The organism is Flavobacterium sp. KKT103 (genome assembly GCF_055640565.1).
In genome coordinates this window covers 3,182,406-3,201,184 of sequence record NZ_CM145766.1, presented here as the reverse complement: position 1 = coordinate 3,201,184, position 18,779 = coordinate 3,182,406, and the positions used below count along the sequence as shown (strand labels likewise).

13 protein-coding genes are annotated in these 18,779 nt (G+C 34.8%); 5 read left to right on the top strand and 8 right to left on the bottom strand.

Annotated elements, in window-relative coordinates:
* Positions 1-290: 290 nt before the first annotated feature.
* Positions 291-3,947, top strand: a complete 3,657-nt coding sequence (locus ACZ2G0_RS13775) for a CheR family methyltransferase (RefSeq protein ID WP_470308098.1) — start codon at positions 291-293, stop codon at positions 3,945-3,947.
* Positions 3,944-4,327: a response regulator gene (locus tag ACZ2G0_RS13770; RefSeq protein ID WP_470308097.1), complete on the top strand. Its 384-nt coding sequence runs from the start codon at positions 3,944-3,946 to the stop codon at positions 4,325-4,327. The genes ACZ2G0_RS13775 and ACZ2G0_RS13770 overlap by 4 nt, the downstream gene beginning before the upstream one ends.
* Positions 4,328-4,334: 7 nt before the next feature.
* On the opposite strand, the gene ACZ2G0_RS13765 is transcribed toward ACZ2G0_RS13770, so the two are convergent.
* Together ACZ2G0_RS13765 and truA are read right to left on the bottom strand one after the other, a co-directional pair.
* The gene (locus tag ACZ2G0_RS13765; protein WP_470308096.1) at positions 4,335-6,086 is read right to left on the bottom strand and encodes an ABC transporter ATP-binding protein; all 1,752 of its coding nucleotides are present in this window, start codon (positions 6,084-6,086) and stop codon (positions 4,335-4,337) included.
* 131 nt (positions 6,087-6,217) lie between these two features.
* Positions 6,218-6,967: a tRNA pseudouridine(38-40) synthase TruA gene (truA, locus tag ACZ2G0_RS13760; protein ID WP_470308095.1), complete on the bottom strand. Its 750-nt coding sequence runs from the start codon at positions 6,965-6,967 to the stop codon at positions 6,218-6,220.
* A gap of 275 nt (positions 6,968-7,242) precedes the next feature.
* On the opposite strand from truA, the gene ACZ2G0_RS13755 reads away from it, so the two are divergent.
* Entirely contained in the window at positions 7,243-7,740 is a 498-nt protein-coding gene (locus ACZ2G0_RS13755; RefSeq protein ID WP_470308094.1) for a metallophosphoesterase family protein, read from the top strand.
* Here ACZ2G0_RS13755 and ACZ2G0_RS13750 read toward each other — a convergent pair.
* The 3 genes from ACZ2G0_RS13750 to ACZ2G0_RS13740 all read right to left on the bottom strand — a co-directional run bounded on the left by ACZ2G0_RS13750 (position 7,737) and on the right by ACZ2G0_RS13740 (position 10,677).
* Positions 7,737-9,437 carry a tetratricopeptide repeat-containing sensor histidine kinase gene (locus tag ACZ2G0_RS13750; protein WP_470308093.1) on the bottom strand — a complete coding sequence of 567 codons (1,701 nt, stop codon included), beginning with the start codon at positions 9,435-9,437 and terminating at the stop codon, positions 7,737-7,739. The genes ACZ2G0_RS13755 and ACZ2G0_RS13750 overlap by 4 nt on opposite strands.
* 17 nt (positions 9,438-9,454) lie before the next feature.
* Positions 9,455-10,117, bottom strand: coding sequence for a response regulator (locus ACZ2G0_RS13745; protein ID WP_470308092.1), 663 nt, complete (start codon positions 10,115-10,117; stop codon positions 9,455-9,457).
* A gap of 146 nt (positions 10,118-10,263) precedes the next feature.
* On the bottom strand, positions 10,264-10,677 hold the full coding sequence (locus ACZ2G0_RS13740) for a DUF4293 domain-containing protein (protein ID WP_470308091.1): 414 nt from the start codon (positions 10,675-10,677) through the stop codon (positions 10,264-10,266).
* A 184-nt stretch (positions 10,678-10,861) separates the two neighbouring features.
* Between ACZ2G0_RS13740 and rho the strand changes: the two genes are divergently transcribed.
* Positions 10,862-12,601, top strand: a complete 1,740-nt coding sequence (gene rho, locus ACZ2G0_RS13735; RefSeq protein ID WP_470308090.1) for a transcription termination factor Rho — start codon at positions 10,862-10,864, stop codon at positions 12,599-12,601.
* A 108-nt stretch (positions 12,602-12,709) separates the two neighbouring features.
* Here rho and ACZ2G0_RS13730 read toward each other — a convergent pair whose 3' ends face one another.
* The 3 genes from ACZ2G0_RS13730 to ACZ2G0_RS13720 all read right to left on the bottom strand — a co-directional run bounded on the left by ACZ2G0_RS13730 (position 12,710) and on the right by ACZ2G0_RS13720 (position 17,574).
* Positions 12,710-13,975, bottom strand: coding sequence for an RsmB/NOP family class I SAM-dependent RNA methyltransferase (locus ACZ2G0_RS13730; RefSeq protein WP_470308089.1), 1,266 nt, complete (start codon positions 13,973-13,975; stop codon positions 12,710-12,712).
* 141 nt (positions 13,976-14,116) lie between these two features.
* A complete protein-coding gene (locus ACZ2G0_RS13725) occupies positions 14,117-16,078 on the bottom strand; it encodes a KUP/HAK/KT family potassium transporter (RefSeq protein WP_470308088.1) in 1,962 nt (653 codons plus the stop codon).
* 116 nt (positions 16,079-16,194) lie between these two features.
* Positions 16,195-17,574, bottom strand: coding sequence for a hypothetical protein (locus tag ACZ2G0_RS13720; RefSeq protein ID WP_470308087.1), 1,380 nt, complete (start codon positions 17,572-17,574; stop codon positions 16,195-16,197).
* A gap of 119 nt (positions 17,575-17,693) precedes the next feature.
* Here ACZ2G0_RS13720 and ACZ2G0_RS13715 point away from each other — a divergent pair, with 119 nt between their 5' ends.
* A complete protein-coding gene (locus tag ACZ2G0_RS13715; protein ID WP_470308086.1) occupies positions 17,694-18,755 on the top strand; it encodes a sialidase family protein in 1,062 nt (353 codons plus the stop codon).
* Positions 18,756-18,779 lie beyond the last annotated feature (24 nt).

The window sequence follows — 18,779 nt, the reverse complement described above, 5'->3', positions numbered from 1 at the left end:
CAATTGTGTTTTAGTACTGCCGCAATTGTGTTATCATTAGAGGAACTTTTTTTGAACGATCATGACATTAAAGCTGTTTTTATTTTTGTTGATGGTGTAGCATTAAAATTTTTTTAGCAAATTTTTTAAAAATAGGTTGTAATTCTTGTAGTTTGTATTTGTAAAATAGTTACTTTAGTATTGTGTTTTAGCAAATTGTTTGTGAGGATCAAGAGCAATAGTTCCCTGTTTTATATAAATCTTTGCTGATAATTAATAAGATCGTTTAAAAGCAATAAATCAAGTTATTTATGGTAGTAGAGGTAAAGGATAGATCTAATTTCAATGTTATTGGTATTGGGACTAGTGCAGGAGGATTGGAAGCATTGAAGATCTTCTTTGACAACGTCCCCTCTGATTGTATTCATAGTTTTGTGATCATACAACATTTATCTCCCGATTATAAATCTTTAATGAAAGATTTGTTAGCCAAAAATACGACCCTACCAATATTTGAAGTGGTAGATGGTGTCGAAATTGAGGCCGGGAGTGTCTACCTAATTCCGCCAAAAAAAAACATGACCATTAAGGATGGGAAATTACATTTGATGGATAAGCCGCAAGAACATGAATTGAATTTGCCAATTGATATCTTTTTCACTTCTCTAGCCTTAGAGAAAAAGGAAAATGCAATCGGAATCATTTTGACAGGAACAGGTAGCGACGGTACGCGAGGTTTTCGATCCTTAAAAGAAGAAGGCGGAATGTTAATGGTGCAAAGTCCAGATACGGCAAAATTTGACGGAATGCCTTACAGTGCTATAAGTACAGGTTTGGTTGATTTGGTTTTACCGGTAGAGCAGTTACCAGGAGAATTGCTTAATTTTTTGGATCATCCAAAGGGTGGCACGGATACCGAAATGCTCGTTTGGAACGACGAAGGTACTTTGATGAAAATTTTAATGCACATTAAAAGTTGTACCGATCTTGATTTTACATTATACAAACGACCTACACTTGTAAGACGTTTGGCGAGAAGGTTAACCATCTGCAAATGTATTACTTTGAAGGATTACCTGAATTTTCTCTATGAAACTCCACAAGAAGTTCAGATTATTTATCGAGAATTTTTAATAGGTGTTACCAGATTCTTCAGAGATCAAAATGTATGGGAACAGGTTGAAAACGAAATTGTTCCTAAACTTATAAGTCAAAACTCAGAGACCAAAGCCTTGAAAATATGGTCTATTGCTTGTAGTACTGGTGAAGAGGTGTATTCGATAGCAATCGTAATTAGAGAAGTACTTGAAAAAGCAAACTTAAAGTTCAATGTTAAAATATTTGCAACAGATATAGATAATGAATCGCTAGAAATTGCAGGAAAAGGAATTTATCCTGAAAGTATTATTGCAGATGTTTCCTTAAATAGAATTCAAAAATACTTTGTAAAAAAGGACGATAAATACCAGATTAGAGAAGAGATTAGAAGAATGGTAATTTTTTCTCACCATAACATTGTTTCAGATCCTCCTTTGAATAAAATGGATATGATTTTTTGTCGAAACATGTTGATTTATATTCAGCCTATTGTACAGAAAAAAATTATGGGTTACATCCATTTTTCTCTAAATCTAAATGGTTACTTGGTTATGGGATCAAGTGAAACGGTGGGCGATTTAAACACTGTTTTTGTTGAAATAGATCGTAAAAATAAAATCTACCGAAATTCTGTGCAAGCACGAAGTCTAGGCGGTGATTTATTAAAGTATACCGACTCAAAAAAACAATTATCAATTAAAACACCGCTAGGATGGCACAATAGCAGAAAGACTAATATTCAGCAAAAAATGACCGAAGCTTTAAACCTGCTTTTGTTAGAGCATTTAGGAATTACTGCCGTTTTTGTGGATGACAATTATGATATTATTCATGCCTTGGGCGATTTTAAAAAATATATCGAATTTCCTGACAGTGGATTTTCTATCAATTTACTGAAAATGGTTCCTGATAATTTGTCTGCAATTATCGCGGCCTCTTGCCGAAAATCAATTCAAGATACGAGTGTATTAATCAAGAAAAAAGCAACGTACTTTAAAGGCACAACAAAATTCAGTCTTAATATTATTGTTAAACCTTACTTAGTCGAAGCCGTTACGGGTAAATTCAGTTACTTAATTACTTTTTTAGAAGAGTCAAAAGTCAATGTTGAAAGCTCAGAGATTCCCATGGAAAGTATTGATATCTTGACAGCAAATAGAATTTTAGAATTAGAAGAAGAATTGCTCGAAAGTCGCGAAAATTTACAACTTACGGTAGAAGAGGTAGAGACTAGTAACGAAGAACTGCAGGCTACTAATGAAGAATTATTGGCTTCAAATGAAGAATTACAAAGTACCAACGAAGAACTCCAAAGTGTAAATGAAGAGTTACACACGGTAAATGCAGAACACTCTTTTAAAATTGATGAACTCAATTCATTAAATGCCGATATTGATAATCTCTTCAAAAGTATCGAAATCGGAACGGTTTTCTTGGATAATGAATTACGCATTAGAAAATTCACGCCAGAAATTAAGTCTCATTTCAATTTATTAGAAAAGGATATTGATCGTCCTATTGAAATTTTTAGTACTTATTTGAGTAATGCCAATATAAAAGAGGATTCTCTACATGTTTTGCGAACTGGAATTCATTTTGAGAAAGAAATTCAGAATAATGAAGGTATTTGGTTTCTACAAAGAATTTTACCTTTTATTGATAATTACGGAGAAACCAAAGGGGTTGTAATTAGTTTCATTGATATTACAAAAACTAAAATAGCAGAATTACAATATAGAAATATCTTTAATCTAACTGCTTTACCATTATGGGAGGAAGATTTTAGCGATGTTAAAACAGAGATTGACGCATTAAAAGAATCCGGTGTCGAAGATTTTGTTGAATATGCTCAGGAAAATCCCGAATTTGTTTCGAAATGCGCTTCGTTAATTAGGCTAGGGGATTTGAATCCAGCAGCCAAAAAATTAATGAATATTGAAACTAAGGTACAAAATAGTTTCAGTTTTAGAGACGAAAGTATGCTGGCTTGCTTTACTAAAGAACTCGAAGTAATTTTTAATGGCGGTGGATTGTACATGTCGGCGCAACGAGAAATAACTTCAATCAGTGGGAGTAAGAAAGTCGTTATAATTTATGTTAAGTTTCCACCCGCTACTAATAACTATAAAAACATCATTGTTTCTGCAGTTGATATTACCGAATTACAAATCGCCAAAAATGATTTAGAAAAAGTAAACACGGAGTTGAAACAATTTGCCTATTTAGCTACTCACGATTTACGTGCGCCGCTAACCAACTTAATAGGATTAACGAATTTGTTTGAGGGAAATAATCTAACAGAGGAGGATGCTTTTATATTCGACAAAATAAAACAAAGTACAACAAGATTGAATGAAACGTTAGATGACCTTATCAAACTGATAACGATAACAAAAGACGAATTAGAAGAGCCTTTTAAAATTAATCTTGCAAAAGAAGTGGAGCAAACTCAAGAAGCACTTCAAGCTAGCTTAGATCTTGCTAATGGGAAAGTCAATGTTAATTTGCAAGTAACCGAGATTGTTTACATTCGATCCATAATTAAAAGCATTGTTCAAAACATGATGACAAATGCTATAAAATATAAAGATCCATCAAGACCTCTTGTGTTAGATGTATCCTCTCATCAAGTGGATGATTTTATCATTATCAGTTTTAAAGATAATGGTAGAGGAATAAATATGAAAAAACACGGAGACGCTATTTTTAAGATTTATAAACGATTTGATACAAAAGATGAAATTGAAGGAAGAGGTATTGGATTGTATATCGTAAAAGTACAACTGGAGCGCATGGGGCATTCAATAACCGTAGAAAGTGAAGAAGGGGTAGGAACGGAGTTTATTATCAAATTAAAAAATCTTAAATGATTAAAAAAGTACTTCTAATAGATGATGATCCAATCACTAATTTTGTCAATTCAAAAATTATTAAAAATTTGAAATTGTGCGAGCTAGTTGAAGTTAAAGCCTCGGGTCAGTTGGCCTTAGATTATCTCTATGGATTAGATGCTGATGTGCCAGAATTGATCTTGCTGGATATCAATATGCCAATAATGAATGGATTTGACTTTTTGGAAGAATATTATAAGTATGGTTTTAATTGTAACAAAAGCCGAATCGTAATGTTAACATCATCCGTATTTGAGTTTGATAAAATCAAAGTATGTCAATTTGATAAAGTGATTTCATTTGTCTCAAAACCATTAACGGATGAAAAAATTTTAAGCATTTATAATTTGCTTACGTAGCTTTTAGCTAGGCAACCGAAAACTGTGAGTCATACAAGTTCTTGTAATAACCACCTTCACGAAGTATTAACTCTTGATGCGTTCCTTGCTCTACGATCAAGCCTTGGTCCATTACCACAATTTTATCAGCATTTACAATAGTTGCCAAGCGGTGCGCAATTACAATCGAGGTTCTGCCCTTAGTAATGGTTTCCGTGGCACGCTGAATCATCTCTTCAGAATAACTGTCAATCGATGAGGTGGCCTCGTCCAGAATCAAAATACTAGGATTACTTACATAGGCTCTTAAAAAGGCAATCAATTGTCTTTGTCCTGAAGATAGCATTACGCCTCGCTCCTTAACGTCAAAATCGTAATTATCAGGTAAACTCATAATAAAATCGTGTACACCAATGTCTTTGGCTGCCGCTAGAATAGCATCTCGAGTAATTTCTGGATTGTTTAGCGTGATATTATTGTAAATGGTATCAGCAAACAAAAAGACGTCTTGTAATACTACCGCAATTTGTTTTCGTAAGGAGTCCAAAGAATAATTTTCGATATTTTCATTATCTATGCAAATGGTTCCGCTGTTAATTTCGTAAAAACGATTTAGTAAGTTAATAATCGTAGATTTTCCTGCGCCGGTAGACCCAACAATAGCTACAGTTTGTCCTGCTTGTACTTCTAAATCAATCCCTTTTATCACTTCTTCATCAGCGATATAGCTAAAACGAACGTCTTTAAAACTAATATTACCTTCAAACAGTGGTGCTTCAATTTTACCGGTATCTTGAATTTGATCTTGGGTATCAATAATTTCAAATACGCGATTGGCAGCAATCATTCCCAATTGCATTTCATTGAATTTATCAGCAATTTGGCGCAAAGGGTTAAACAACATGCTGATAAACATGGTATAAGAGAACAAATCTCCAAAAGTGGTAAAAGTATCGCCATTTAAAATTTTCATACCACCATAGAGTACAATAAAACCAAGGGTTAAAGACGAAATAATATCAGCAATAGGAAAAAATATGGAGTTGTATAAAATGGTTTTAATCCACGCTTTTCTATGTTTATCATTGATTTCTCTGAACTTATTAGCCTCAATTACTTCTCTTGTAAAAAGTTGTACAATCTTCATTCCGGTCACACGCTCTTGTACAAACGAATTCATATTCGAAATTTGATTACGTACTTCCTCAAAAGCGACTTGCATCTTGCGCTGAAAAATGCGAGTAATGAATACCAAAATAGGCATCGCTACAATTACAATCCATGTTAAAGACCAATTCATGTAAAACATAAAAGCCAGTACAACAATCATTTTCATCAAGTCGCTGATAATCATAAAAAGTCCTTGACTAAAAATACGTGCAATCGCCTCGATATCTGACACGGAACGAGTCACTAATTGCCCCACGGGAACAAGGTCAAAATACTTCATTCTAAAACTCAGGATGTGTTTAAACAACTTGATTCGGATGTCTTTTACAATATCTTGTCCCAACCAGTTGGCCCAATACACAAAATAAAATTGCGAAAAAACCTCGGCTAGCAATACGACACCCATCAAGGAGATATACAATAAAAGACCTTTGGCGTCTTCGGTTTGAATGTAGCCATCAACTGTTTGCTTCAATAAATACGGACGTAAGGCCGCAAATACCGATAGCGAAATAGCAAAGGCTATTACGCCATTAAAGCGCCATTTATAGGGTTTAGTGTAGTATAATATTCGTTTAAATAATCGAGTGTCAAATGCTTTTGCTTTCATTTTATGGCTGATCTTATTTCAGTATTTTTTAGGAGCTTGGTCCTGCTGTTCATTTCAATCTTGCTTGCCGAACCCCGGCAATCAAGGATTTCCATTGCCATCAGGGCTAGGAAATTGAGTTTTATATCAAATTAATCTTTTTCATTCTCTAAAAAAGGATATTCGATTTTAGTTAAATAAAGTCCGTGTGCCGGTACTGAGAATCCTGCTTTATCTCTGTTCTTACTTTCGATAATAGTATTGAAATCAGCAACGGTAATTTTTTTTAAACCAACATTTACTAAAGTTCCCACTATGGAGCGCACCATATTTCTCAAGAAACGATTAGCCGAAATTGTAAAAACTAATTTATCGTTTTCTTGCTTCCAGTAGGCCTCGTAAATGGTACAATCAAAGGTGTTTACATCCGTATTGACCTTTGAGAAACTCTGGAAATTAGTGTGATGAAACAATAATTGTGAAGCCTCGTTCATGGCCTCAAGATCTAAATCTTGGTGAAAATACCAACTCAGCTCTTGCGAAAAAGGATCCTTGAATCGGTTAATATGGTATTCGTAGGTTCGCTTAGTTGCATCAAATCGCGTATGTGCTTCGTCAGCGACTTGAAAAACCTCATGAACCACGATGTCTTTGGGTAAGTACGAGTTTAGTTTGTGAACTAATTGCTTGTTATCTATGTTTTTGTCATAATCAAAGTGCGCATACATTTGCGATGCGTGAACTCCAGTATCCGTTCTGCCGGCTCCCATAATACTTATATCAGTGTTAAGCAAGACAGAGAAAGCTTTATTCAAAACTTCTTGTACTGAGGAGGCATTGGGTTGGTATTGCCAGCCATGGTAAGCGGTGCCGTTGTATGCTAATTTTATAAAATATCTCAATGGTACTTTTTCTTTTGAAACTAATGCGATAGTACTATAATAAGTCGGCCTTAGTTTGAAATACAAAGATACTTATTAATTATTTTTGAAGTAGGCGTATTGTGCTAATGTTTTTTTTGTGCCACAATTTTTTTTAATTGGAAGCAGAATCTTTAATTTTACCGAAATGCCCTAGCCCTGATAGCAGTGAAAATCCCACGCTTTTTAGCGTGGATTGTAACGGATAGCAGGAAAAAGCTCCAAATTAATTCGTACCTGCTAATGACACCATTAATATGAAAAAAATACTTTTACTTTCTGATACGCACAGCCACATAGACGACACCATCATGAAATACGTCGACCAAGCGGATGAAGTTTGGCATGCTGGTGACATTGGAGATTTGGTGGTGACTGATACCATTAAAAAAGTAAAACCTTTGCGGGCCGTGTACGGAAATATTGATGATGATAAGGCGCGCATGGAATTCCCTTTGAATAATCGATTTTGGTGTGAAGGTGTTGACGTTTGGATTACTCATATTGGTGGTTATCCGGGTAAATACAATGCTAAAATCAAAACCGAGTTAGAGACGAATCCGCCACAACTTTTCATTTGTGGGCATTCACATATTTTGAAAGTGATGTTTGATAAAAAAAACCATTTTTTACATATGAATCCCGGTGCTTGTGGTAAAAGCGGCTTTCATCAAGTGCGAACCATGCTGCGTTTTGTAATTGATGGCGACAAAATAAAGGATCTTGAAATCATCGAAATCGAAAAGCGCGTTTAGGCCTTTTTGTGCTTAACAGGCGTGGTAATCGTAATTGTAGTCCCCTTTTTTTGATTTGATTTAATCATAAGCTGTCCGTTGAGGCGGTTAATTCTAGCTCTAATTTGATGCAAACCAAAGCCTTCAATTGTTCGAAGGTCGTTCATGTCAAAACCACGGCCATTATCAGCAACAATTACAGTTAATTCTGTTTCATTCTCAATCAAAGTAAGCGTAGCTTCCTTGGCATGGCTGTGCTTCATGATGTTGTTAAGCAATTCCGTGATCATGAAATACATTTTCATTTCAAACTCTTCTTGGTACCTTGTCGCAGTTGAAACATCACTTATATATTCAAAATTGATATTGGCATTCGAGTTTTTTTCACAAATATCTTTTAAAGCATAAAACAAGCCAAAACGGGCAAGCAGTGAAGGCAACAGTTGGTGAGACAAATCACGTATTTTTTCATGTGCATCGTTCAAAATAGCCTTTGTTTTGTCAATTTCCTTTGATTCAATTTTATGTATAGAATTAAATACGCTAAGATGTAAACCAGCCGTGGTAAGCAAAGCGCTAATGTTATCATGCAAAAAAGAAGCGATTTTTTTACGTTCCATTTCCTGCCCATCAATTGAGGCGTTGATTATGTTTTGCTGTACCTTACTTTGTATGTTTTTTATATTGTTTTTTTGTTTCAGTTGATTATTCTGAATGTAAAAATAGAACAGGATGATAATAAGCAAAAGCGCTGTTATGATTAAAAGGCTAATTCGCTTGTTTTTAGATTGTTTTTCGAGTAAAATTTGTTCTTTAGACTTGTATTTTGATTCAATTGTATCGATTTCCCGTTTGTATTCATCGATTTGTAGGTTGATACCTGCGACATTGATTTTCTTAAGTTTCTCAGCGTAATTTAGTTCGGCAGTAATTGTGTTGTAAAGATTTAGATATTGATAGGCTTCCTTAAAATCCCCTACTTTGAACAAATATTTAGAGTATTCAAGATAAGAATAGGATAAATCCGATTTTTCATCCCATTTCTTCCCAAGCTGAATGGCTTTCTCAAAATAATAAACGGTTTGTTGATTGTTATTTATGTAGTTGCTGTACATACCATTTAGCATGCTTAAAGCAACGACAGTAGAGCTATCACCAAACTTAGGGTGGTATTTATTAACGAATTTAAGGTAAGGTGCACCTTTTGAAAAATTCCCAATATCAAAATAAGCCCAAGTGATATTAAGTTTGGTAAAAACTATTTCAGTTGAATCCTTAATTTTAGAACTGTATTCTAAAGATTTTTTATAGTAACTAATGCCTTTTTCATATTCTTTTTTGTCAAAGCAATAAATGTTACCAAGGTTATTGTACAGCCAGTTTTTTAGCTGGTGGTTGGTTGTTCGTTCAGCAAATACAAGTCCTTTTTTATAATAGTAAAAAGCCTTATCGTACTCTGATAGCTCATCAAAATTGGCTCCTATTGTATTGTAGGCGATTGCAATTAAATTGTCATCTTCGGCAGCAATGGCATATTTTAACGCTATGCGGCCTTTAATTAGCGATTTTTCATAGTTTTCAGCCCGCATTAATAAGGTAGCCTCATTATTAAGTTTGGCTATTTTTTCAGTAGAAAGTTTTTTTACTTGGGAAAATGCAGGACCATTTATTACTTGAATAATTAGAAGAAGGAGTACATAAAATCGTCTTGTAATCATGAACTGAAAATTAATAATTACGATTTTATGAATTTATTTTTGATGGCATATTTCACTAAGCTAATCGAATTTTTAGCTTTTAATTTTTTCATAATGTTTTTGCGATGTGTTTCAACGGTATTTGTACTTATAAATAAGCGCTCGCTAATTTCTTTTCCGCTCAATTCTAACGCAATAAGTGTAATGATTTCGATTTCTCTTCCTGATAGAAAGATTTTGCTTTGCGGTTTTTCCTTATTCAGTTTGCCTAGGTTCTCTGTGGCATTATTAAAAATCTTTTCTCTTACGGTATTACAAAAGTATTCCTCTCCATCCGAAACTACTTGAATGGCTTCGACAATATTTTCACCTGCGCACTGTTTGGTTAAATAACCGCTAGCACCTAGTTTCATAACTTCTTGAATGATCTTTACATCATCGTAACTAGATAATACGATTACCTTACATGGAAAACCTTTTTTTGAGAATTCTTTTATCACTTCAATGCCATCTTTTTCAGGCATGTTGATGTCTAAAACAAGAATATCGGCTCTATTGGTGATAACCTCATTAAAAATATTGGCTCCATTGAAAGAATGGCCAACTACTTCGTAGGTAGGAACGGTGTGCAATAAAGTACGCATACCATCTATGAGTACTTGGTGATCATCTGCAAGGTGAATTCGAATATTTTTTTCCATGGTTTTTTAACTCAATTCAAATTTATAAAAAATAAACGAACTTTCTTTATCGGATTTTGTTTATTAAAAATATAAGTACCATCATAAAAAAACCCGAAATGTTACTTTCGGGTTCTTCTCGCACTAATAAATTAAAATTTATAGGTTTACCTCAACCTATCCACTGATTTTACAAGATCTTCATCCTTTTTGATTGCCTTATTTGCTAAAACTAGCAAGACAACCGTTGCAATAGGTAGAAACATCCCAATACCTTTCTCAGAGACTGTTGAAGTCCCTCCAGATAAATTTAGTGAACGATATACAAACAATCCTAATAAAATCAAATTTAATAACATGTTCAATCTGCCAATGACAAATTGATTTTGTCTTTTATTATAGGAAATGATACTCCATACAGTTAATGCAGTACTAAGTCCAAAAAGGATTACATAGATTTGATCATACATAAAAAAATATTCTTTGCCATCATTCGTTGTCCACAACGGAAAAACGAAAGGTAAAATTCCAGTCGCTACAAAAGCGAGTAGTAGATATATGGTTTGAATTCTTTGTATCATTTTATTGTCAATTGTTCTACAAAAATATATTTTTTTTTTCTAAAATACTATTGTATCATTAAATTTTATTCGTATTATTGCAGGACAATACCGTAAGCACTTCATACTGCGGTCAATTCGAAATTATTTAATACTACCTATCTTTTCACTGTATTACCAAATTAATTAAAATCAAAGAACATTCATGTTTGATATTTCTGCATTAAAAGAAATGAAGCTTTCTGAGCTTCAAAATATAGCTAAATTAGCAAAAACAATAAAGTTTAATGGTGTCAAAAAAGAAACCTTAGTAGGTTTGATTTTAGAGCATCAATCAGCTACTGCTCAAGCAGGACCTAGTTCTAATGAGGCGTCTGAAGCAGATGATAAGCCGAAAAGAGCCCGCATTGTCCCTGTGAAAAAAGCAGCAATCCAAAAAAATGCAAAAGTAAGTAATGCAGAGAACAGCCAAGAAGTTGTTCAAACTACTATAGATTTATCCTCGGATACAGAACCAGTAGCGACTGACAGTGTTGAGCAGAAGCCTGCGGAAAGAAAAGGTCCTAAAATTGTTAAATTTAGTAAGTCTGCTTACGAGAAAAAATTAGCTTTAAAGAAAGATAAGGAACTTGCTAAAGAAGGAGAGAAGCAAGAGGGCAATGATACTGTGGAATCTGTACCAACGGAGGAAGAAACTAGCACTGACGCAACTGAAAAAGTAGCGCCTGCTAAAAAAATTAATCCAAATCAGTTAAACAAGCAAAATCAACAAAATCAAAACCCAAATTTCAAAAACAAAAAAAATAATTTTGCCCATTCTGATTTTGAATTTGACGGAATTATAGAAAGTGAAGGAGTGTTAGAAATGATGGCCGATGGGTATGGTTTCTTGCGTTCTTCGGATTACAATTACTTAGCTTCTCCTGATGATATTTATTTATCGACTTCTCAAATCAGACTTTTTGGTTTGAAAACTGGAGATACGGTAAAAGGAGTGGTTCGCCCTCCAAAAGAAGGAGAGAAGTTTTTTCCATTAGTTCGTGTACTAAAAATTAACGGACATGATCCTCAAGTGGTTCGTGACCGTGTGTCATTTGAACATTTGACACCCGTTTTTCCTTCTGAAAAATTTAAATTAGCTGAAAAGCAAAGCACAATTTCAACTCGTATTATCGATTTGTTTTCTCCAATTGGGAAAGGACAGCGTGGTATGATCGTCGCTCAGCCTAAAACAGGTAAAACGATGTTGCTTAAGGAGATAGCTAATGCAATTGCTGCCAATCATCCTGAAGTATATTTAATCGTATTATTAATTGATGAACGACCAGAGGAGGTTACGGACATGCAACGTAGTGTGCGTGGTGAAGTAATTGCCTCAACTTTTGATAGAGAACCACAAGAACACGTGAAAATTGCCAATATTGTTTTAGAAAAATCGAAGCGATTGGTTGAATGTGGTCATGATGTTGTAATTTTATTGGATTCGATTACGCGTTTGGCAAGAGCCTACAACACGGTACAGCCTGCATCAGGTAAGGTATTAAGTGGTGGAGTAGATGCCAACGCACTTCAAAAACCAAAACGTTTCTTTGGTGCTGCTCGTAATGTCGAAAACGGAGGATCGTTAAGTATCATCGCTACTGCTTTGACTGAAACGGGTTCTAAAATGGACGAGGTGATCTTTGAGGAATTCAAAGGAACGGGTAACATGGAATTGCAGTTAGACAGAAAAATTGCTAACAAGCGTATTTTTCCAGCCATTGATTTAACATCGTCTAGTACGCGACGCGATGATTTATTATTAGATCAAAAAACATTGCAACGCATGTGGATTATGAGAAAATACCTTTCGGATATGAATCCAGTTGAAGCAATGGATTTCATCAATGATCGTTTCAAGAAAACTAGAAACAATGAAGAGTTTTTGATTTCAATGAATGACTAAAATCAATAACTTCGTTTAAAAAGGAGATAAAAAAAACCTCGAAAATAGTGTGATACTAATTCGAGGTTTTTTTGTGACAAGTAGAAAATCAAATTATTCTATTGCGTCTTATTTTTCTTCTTCAACTTTAGGAGCTTTGATTTCCCTAGGAGCAACAACTGCTTCTTTTCGCTCTAAAAGTGCCATATAAAATCCGTCAAAACCAGATTCTGATGCTAGAATTTTTTGATCTTTAATAAAGGTAAATTGTTGACCAATTTCAGTTGTTAAAAAACGATTTACTTGATCTTGGTTTTCAGAAGGCAAAATCGAACAAGTTGCATACACCAATTTTCCACCTGGTTTTACAATTTTCGAATAGCTCTCCAGGACTTCTGACTGTACTTTTCGAATATTATCAATAAATTCAGGGCGTAACTTCCACTTCGCGTCAGGATTTCTTTTCAAAACTCCTAAACCACTACAAGGGGCATCAATTAAAACACGATCTGCTTTTTCATGCAGTTTCTTGATCACTTTAGTAGTGTCAATAATGCGATATTCAATATTAAAAGCGCCATCACGTTTGGCTCTAATTTTCAATTGCTTCAATTTACTTTCGTATAAATCCATAGCAATTAACTGTCCTTTGTTTTCCATTAAAGCAGCAATGTGCAATGTTTTTCCTCCGGCTCCTGCACAAGTATCTACAACACGCATTCCAGGCTTAACGTCAAGGAAAGCTGCAACTAATTGTGAGTTGGCATCTTGAACTTCAAAAAAACCTTGTTTAAAAGCATCTGTCATGAAAACATTTGCTCTTTCCTTAAGCACTAAAGCATCCGGTTGGTCTTTTAAATATTCCGTCTCAATATCTAAGTCCATTAAGATGGCTCTCAATGTTTCTTTATTGGTTTTAAGTGTGTTTACCCTTAGGATCACTTTAGCAGGTTGGTTTTGAGCTGTAATTTCGCTCGACCATACTTTCTCGCCTAGTTCTTTTACTCCCAATTCATCCATCCAATCTGGAATAGATTCTTTCAAGGCTCTTACTTTTGATAGTTCATCAAAGCGTCCTTTTATTTTTCGTTCTGGTGTTCCTTCTAATTGTCTCCAATCCGGAATTGGATACCCTCTTAAAACTGCCCAAACCGAAAACATTCTCCAAAGGTTATCTCTATCAAATGGTTCTTTTACTTCGGCAATTTCACCGTATAATCTTTTCCATCTAACGATTTCATAAATCGTCTCAGCGACAAATTTCCTGTCAGAACTTCCCCAACGCTTGTCTTTTTTTAAGGCTCTTGCAACCACTTTATCCGCATATTCTCCTTCGTTAAATATTGCATTTAAGGAGTCAATGGTGGTATAAACTAAATTTCTGTGTAATCTCATTTTTATTAATTGAGGTGCAAAGGTACTATTAATTGATTGAAAGTTAAATTTTTAATAATGAATGTTGCTTTTATATTTTTTCATAAAAAAAACACTGCTGTATGGAGCAGTGTTTTTCATGTTGTCTATGTTAGGTTTAGTCTATTTTACTCTAGTTAACCCCATTCTTTCTGGTATATGTAATACCATTGGGAATTTTTCAATTTTAACCGAGCTACTATCAAGACCAAAGGCACTTTCCTCAGAAAGGCATATTTTTTTAATAGCAAAATAAGTACTCATGATGATGTTTTCATGCCATTTTAAAACGTTGTCGTTAGATAAGAATTTCTCAGATAAAACAAATTTAAAGTCTCCGATGATATTGTTTTTATTAAGTGATTCATAACGACTTGTGATATCTACTTCACCATTTTTCACCATATCTTTGATCACTTCTCTAAAGAGTAAGTTAATCTTAGTTGGTTCCCTAAAACCTAAATTAAAGTCTACACGGTATAAATCATCTTTCATTATTTCAGTAACACGGTATTCAGTCTTATAAGGTTCAGATAAAATATTAACGTGAACAAACCAATAAATATCAGCGCGTTTCGGTCTTTTTTGTAAAATAGAGTACATCACTTTTTCTTCTATTTCATCGGCTCTACCTGCATTAGTCATATACACTAAATGCGTAGCGTATTTAGGGATACTTAAATCAGCACTAAGCTCGCTTAATACTTTTGTGTAGTCGTTTATTTTAACAATTTTGGTATAGCTTTTATTTATTTTTTTAGCGGTAAACCAAATAGACATAACTGTTATGAGCACCAATGCAATAATTAGGGTTACGTATCCACCTTCGGTAAACTTTGTAATATTAGCGGCTAAAAAACTAAACTCGATTAATAGGTATATCGTGATTAGTGGAACCATAAAGTACAATTTCACTCTTTTCATTATTAAATAGAAATTTAATAAAATGGTGGTCATGATCATGCATAAAATAATAGCTAAACCATAGGCATGCTCCATATTGCTTGATTCTTCAAAATGCAAAACAATTCCGACACAACCAATAAAAAGCAACCAGTTGATAGATGGGATGTACAGCTGACCTTGTACTTCTGTTGGGTATTTGATTCGAACTTTTGGCCAAAAATTCAAGCGCATCGCTTCATTTATAAGTGTAAAAGAACCACTTATTAAGGCTTGAGATGCAATTACTGCAGCCATTGTGGCTACAATAATTCCGAAGGGCTGAAACCAATCGGCCATGATAAGGTAGAAAGGATTACCATTTTCTCCACCTAAAGAAACTAAAGTTTCACCTTCATGATGAATTAAAAAGGCAGCTTGACCGAAATAATTTAGTATCAAAGCTGTCTTTACAAAAATCCAGCTGATTCGAATGTTTTTTCTCCCACAATGTCCCATGTCTGAATACAAAGCTTCTGCTCCTGTAGTACACAAGAAAACAAATCCTAAAACGAAGAATCCATCGGGATGAATACGAAGCAATTGGTAAGCGTAATATGGATTAATAGCCTTGAAAACTTCGGGATGTTGTACAATTTGAAGCAGTCCTAATATACCCAACATGCTAAACCATAGTAACATCATTGGTGCAAAAAACTTCCCAACGAGTTTGGTTCCAAATTGCTGAATTACAAAAAGAATGAATAAAATTCCAATCACGATTGGAATGGTGTTGATCTGTGGGTAGTAGGTCCTAATACCTTCAACTGCTGATGAAACAGAAATTGGTGGGGTTATAATTCCGTCCGCTAATAAGGCACTACCACCAATAATAGCGGGTACAATTAGCCATTTTATTTTGGTTTTTTTTACCAAAGCATAAAGGGCAAAAATCCCCCCTTCACCATGATTGTCTGCGCTTAAGGTAATTAGAACGTATTTGATCGTTGTTTGTAAAGTAAGAGTCCAAAAAACCGCTGAAATCCCTCCCAAAACTACTTCTGCATTTATAATGTGTGTACCAAGTATGGCCTTCATTACATATAATGGCGAGGTTCCAATGTCACCGTAAATAATACCTAAAGAAATCAATAAACCTCCAAGTGTCCACTTAGAATGCAGGTTTTTATGCGATGCGCTCATGTACTTTTTTTAAAAACTTGTCAAATTTACTGATTTAAAATAAAATAGACTTCTTTATTTCGAAAAAGCATAAAAAAACACGGCTATTTAGACCGTGTTTTAATTTGAACCTAAAATTAGGTATTTCTATTTCCGTTTCGCGAGTTGCTATTATCGCGACCGCCTTGAGGACTACTCTTTTGAGCCTCTTGTCTTTGCGTTGGAGCAGTCATCCTTGGGCTGCTACTTCTGCTCTGAGAATTCTCTCTTTGAGGTGTTGCACGCTGTTGTTCATTTTGTCTGCTTGTACTACCTCTATTTTGAGAATAGTCTCTTTGTGGCGCTGCAGATCGCTCCGCTCTTTGACCATTACTTTGGTTATTGGAACTACTTCTGTTTTGAGAGTAGTCTCTTTGTGGAGCTGCAGTTCGTTCGGCTCTTTGCCCGGTACTTTGGTTGTTGGAACTACTTCTGTTTTGAGAATAGTCTCTTTGTGGCGCTGCAGTTCGTTCCGTACGTTGACTACTGTTATCTCTAGATGAGCTTGATCTGTTTTGAGAGTAATCTCTTGAATTGGTGGTGCTGTAGGGTGCACTTCTTCTAATTTGGTTATCATTAGAACTTGAAGAACGAGAATTACTGTTTCTTTGTTCATTAGAAGAGCGAGAAGTTACGCCTCTGTTTTCTGAATAATCTCTTCCTGTTCTTCGTGAAGCGATATCTCTGCTACTATTGCTATTGCTACTTCTCGAATAGCTTTCACTATACCTGCCACCTCGTCTTTGATCTAATTCGTAACGATTCGCAACTTGTGAATTTCTTCTAGAAAAAGAGTAATTAGGATGCTGTCTTTCATAACCGTTAGATCTTCCGCTGTTGTAAACTACTACGGCACGAGAGCTTCTTCTCACATTTACATAGTTGTATGAATTGTAAAAATTTAGGTTGATGTTAATGTTACTTCTATATCTAAATACAGGGTATGGGTTCCAGGCCGTGTAATAAGTGGGATAATAATTCCAATACCAATTTGAAACATAAGGGCGGTAATTAGTAGACCAAAATGAAGCATAAATTATAGGAGTACTGTAATATACTGGTTCATAAATGTAGTTTGCACCGTACATGAATTCATTTCCAACAATTTGAACTTGCACATTGTTTGATCGGTTTCTTTCAATATCAATAGTGGCAACATCTTGGTATACATCTCGAGCTAAGACAGATTGGATGATCACAACATGTGTATTTCCCTCCACGGTTTCGATTACCCGTAAATAATCGACTTCGTTATCATCATTCAAATCTAAGTTTGAAATTTGATATTCAGGGTCATTCAATCGTCGTTCAAAATCAGCTAGATCTTTCGAGTCACCGAAAATATCGGCAACAGCTCTCAAATCTAAATTGTCGCTGATGTCGTTTGTCATCGCGTTTACTCTTGTCCCACTTTGGGCTTGCATTTGCAAACCTATAAAGGCAGTCAATAGACTTAGTATTAATAATTTATTTTTCATATCAGGGGTTGTTTATTTGTTCTGATTTATAATATCCAATTACTGTGCCAATAAAATATAAGAAGTATTGTAGGTCTAATTTATAATTGTAAATTGCCTTTATATCTAAACTAATAAATATGAATAATAGTATGCGAGTACTGATAGTTTTTTTATTGCTTAATTCTTTTCAAAGCTCTGTTTTTAGCCAAAAATCGGCCCCTGACAGGAGGTTTAATTCAGTCGTAATTGATACTTTATTTCAAGATAATATTAGTATAAGAGCAATAGTTGTGGATGCTAATAAAATTTGGTACGCTGGTACTAATTCTCGTTTTGGCTATTTTGATTTAGCTTCTAAAAAGAAAATAGAGCATACAATTGAGAAAGGCGATGCAAAACTAGAGTTTAGAAGCATGGCCGACAATAAAAAAAACGTTTTTGTCCTTAATGTGGGTAATCCAGCTTTACTATACAGCGTAGATAAAACAACACTACAGCCATCAGTTGTTTACCAAGAAGCGCATGAAAAGGTGTTTTATGATAGTCTTAGTTTTTGGAATACCAAAGAGGGTATTGCAATAGGTGACCCTATCGATGGTGTATTATCTATTATCATTACTCGTGATGGAGGAAAGAGTTGGACTAAAATCCCTGCAAGTAGTTTACCAAAGGTAGCAGCGGGAGAAGCTGCTTTTGCAGCTAGCAATACGAATATTGTTACCAAAGGACCCCATACTTGGATTTTCTCAGGAGGAGTACAATCCAGAGTTTTTTATTCTCCTGATAAAGGCAAAACGTGGACTGTATTTACTAGTCCAATTATTCAAGGTAAGGCAATGACTGGTATTTTTACAGGAGCTTTTTATGACAGCAAGAACGGTTTTATTGCTGGAGGCAATTATGATGTTTTGGGGCAAAATTTCGGTAATAAAGCACGTACTGTCGATGGTGGTAAAACTTGGCAGTTAATGGCTGAAAATAAAGGCTTTGGATATGCTTCGTGTGTTCAATATGTGCCAGGAAGCAAAGGTAAAGGACTTGTTACTGTGGGAGCATCGGGGGTGTTTTATTCTAATGACAGTGGAGCAACTTGGGAACAACTATCAAAAGACAGCTCTTTATATACCCTACGATTTCTAAATAAGCAGACCGCAATTGCAGCTGGGAAAAATAAAATGGTACGAATTCGCTTTAAGTAAAAAAAAGCCTAATTCATAAAAAGG

Excerpts from the sequence above, each read along its gene's own strand:
- ACZ2G0_RS13770 (WP_470308097.1), top strand. The coding sequence starts at position 3,944 with ATGATTAAAAAAGTACTTCTAATAGATGATGATCCAATCACTAATTTT.
- ACZ2G0_RS13775 (WP_470308098.1), top strand. The coding sequence starts at position 291 with ATGGTAGTAGAGGTAAAGGATAGATCTAATTTCAATGTTATTGGTATT.
- ACZ2G0_RS13720 (WP_470308087.1), bottom strand. The coding sequence starts at position 17,574 with ATGAAAAATAAATTATTAATACTAAGTCTATTGACTGCCTTTATAGGT.
- ACZ2G0_RS13725 (WP_470308088.1), bottom strand. The coding sequence starts at position 16,078 with ATGAGCGCATCGCATAAAAACCTGCATTCTAAGTGGACACTTGGAGGT.
- ACZ2G0_RS13730 (WP_470308089.1), bottom strand. The coding sequence starts at position 13,975 with ATGAGATTACACAGAAATTTAGTTTATACCACCATTGACTCCTTAAAT.
- ACZ2G0_RS13715 (WP_470308086.1), top strand. The coding sequence starts at position 17,694 with ATGAATAATAGTATGCGAGTACTGATAGTTTTTTTATTGCTTAATTCT.
- rho (WP_470308090.1), top strand. The coding sequence starts at position 10,862 with ATGTTTGATATTTCTGCATTAAAAGAAATGAAGCTTTCTGAGCTTCAA.
- ACZ2G0_RS13755 (WP_470308094.1), top strand. The coding sequence starts at position 7,243 with ATGAAAAAAATACTTTTACTTTCTGATACGCACAGCCACATAGACGAC.
- ACZ2G0_RS13745 (WP_470308092.1), bottom strand. The coding sequence starts at position 10,117 with ATGGAAAAAAATATTCGAATTCACCTTGCAGATGATCACCAAGTACTC.
- ACZ2G0_RS13740 (WP_470308091.1), bottom strand. The coding sequence starts at position 10,677 with ATGATACAAAGAATTCAAACCATATATCTACTACTCGCTTTTGTAGCG.
- ACZ2G0_RS13750 (WP_470308093.1), bottom strand. The coding sequence starts at position 9,437 with ATGATTACAAGACGATTTTATGTACTCCTTCTTCTAATTATTCAAGTA.
- ACZ2G0_RS13765 (WP_470308096.1), bottom strand. The coding sequence starts at position 6,086 with ATGAAAGCAAAAGCATTTGACACTCGATTATTTAAACGAATATTATAC.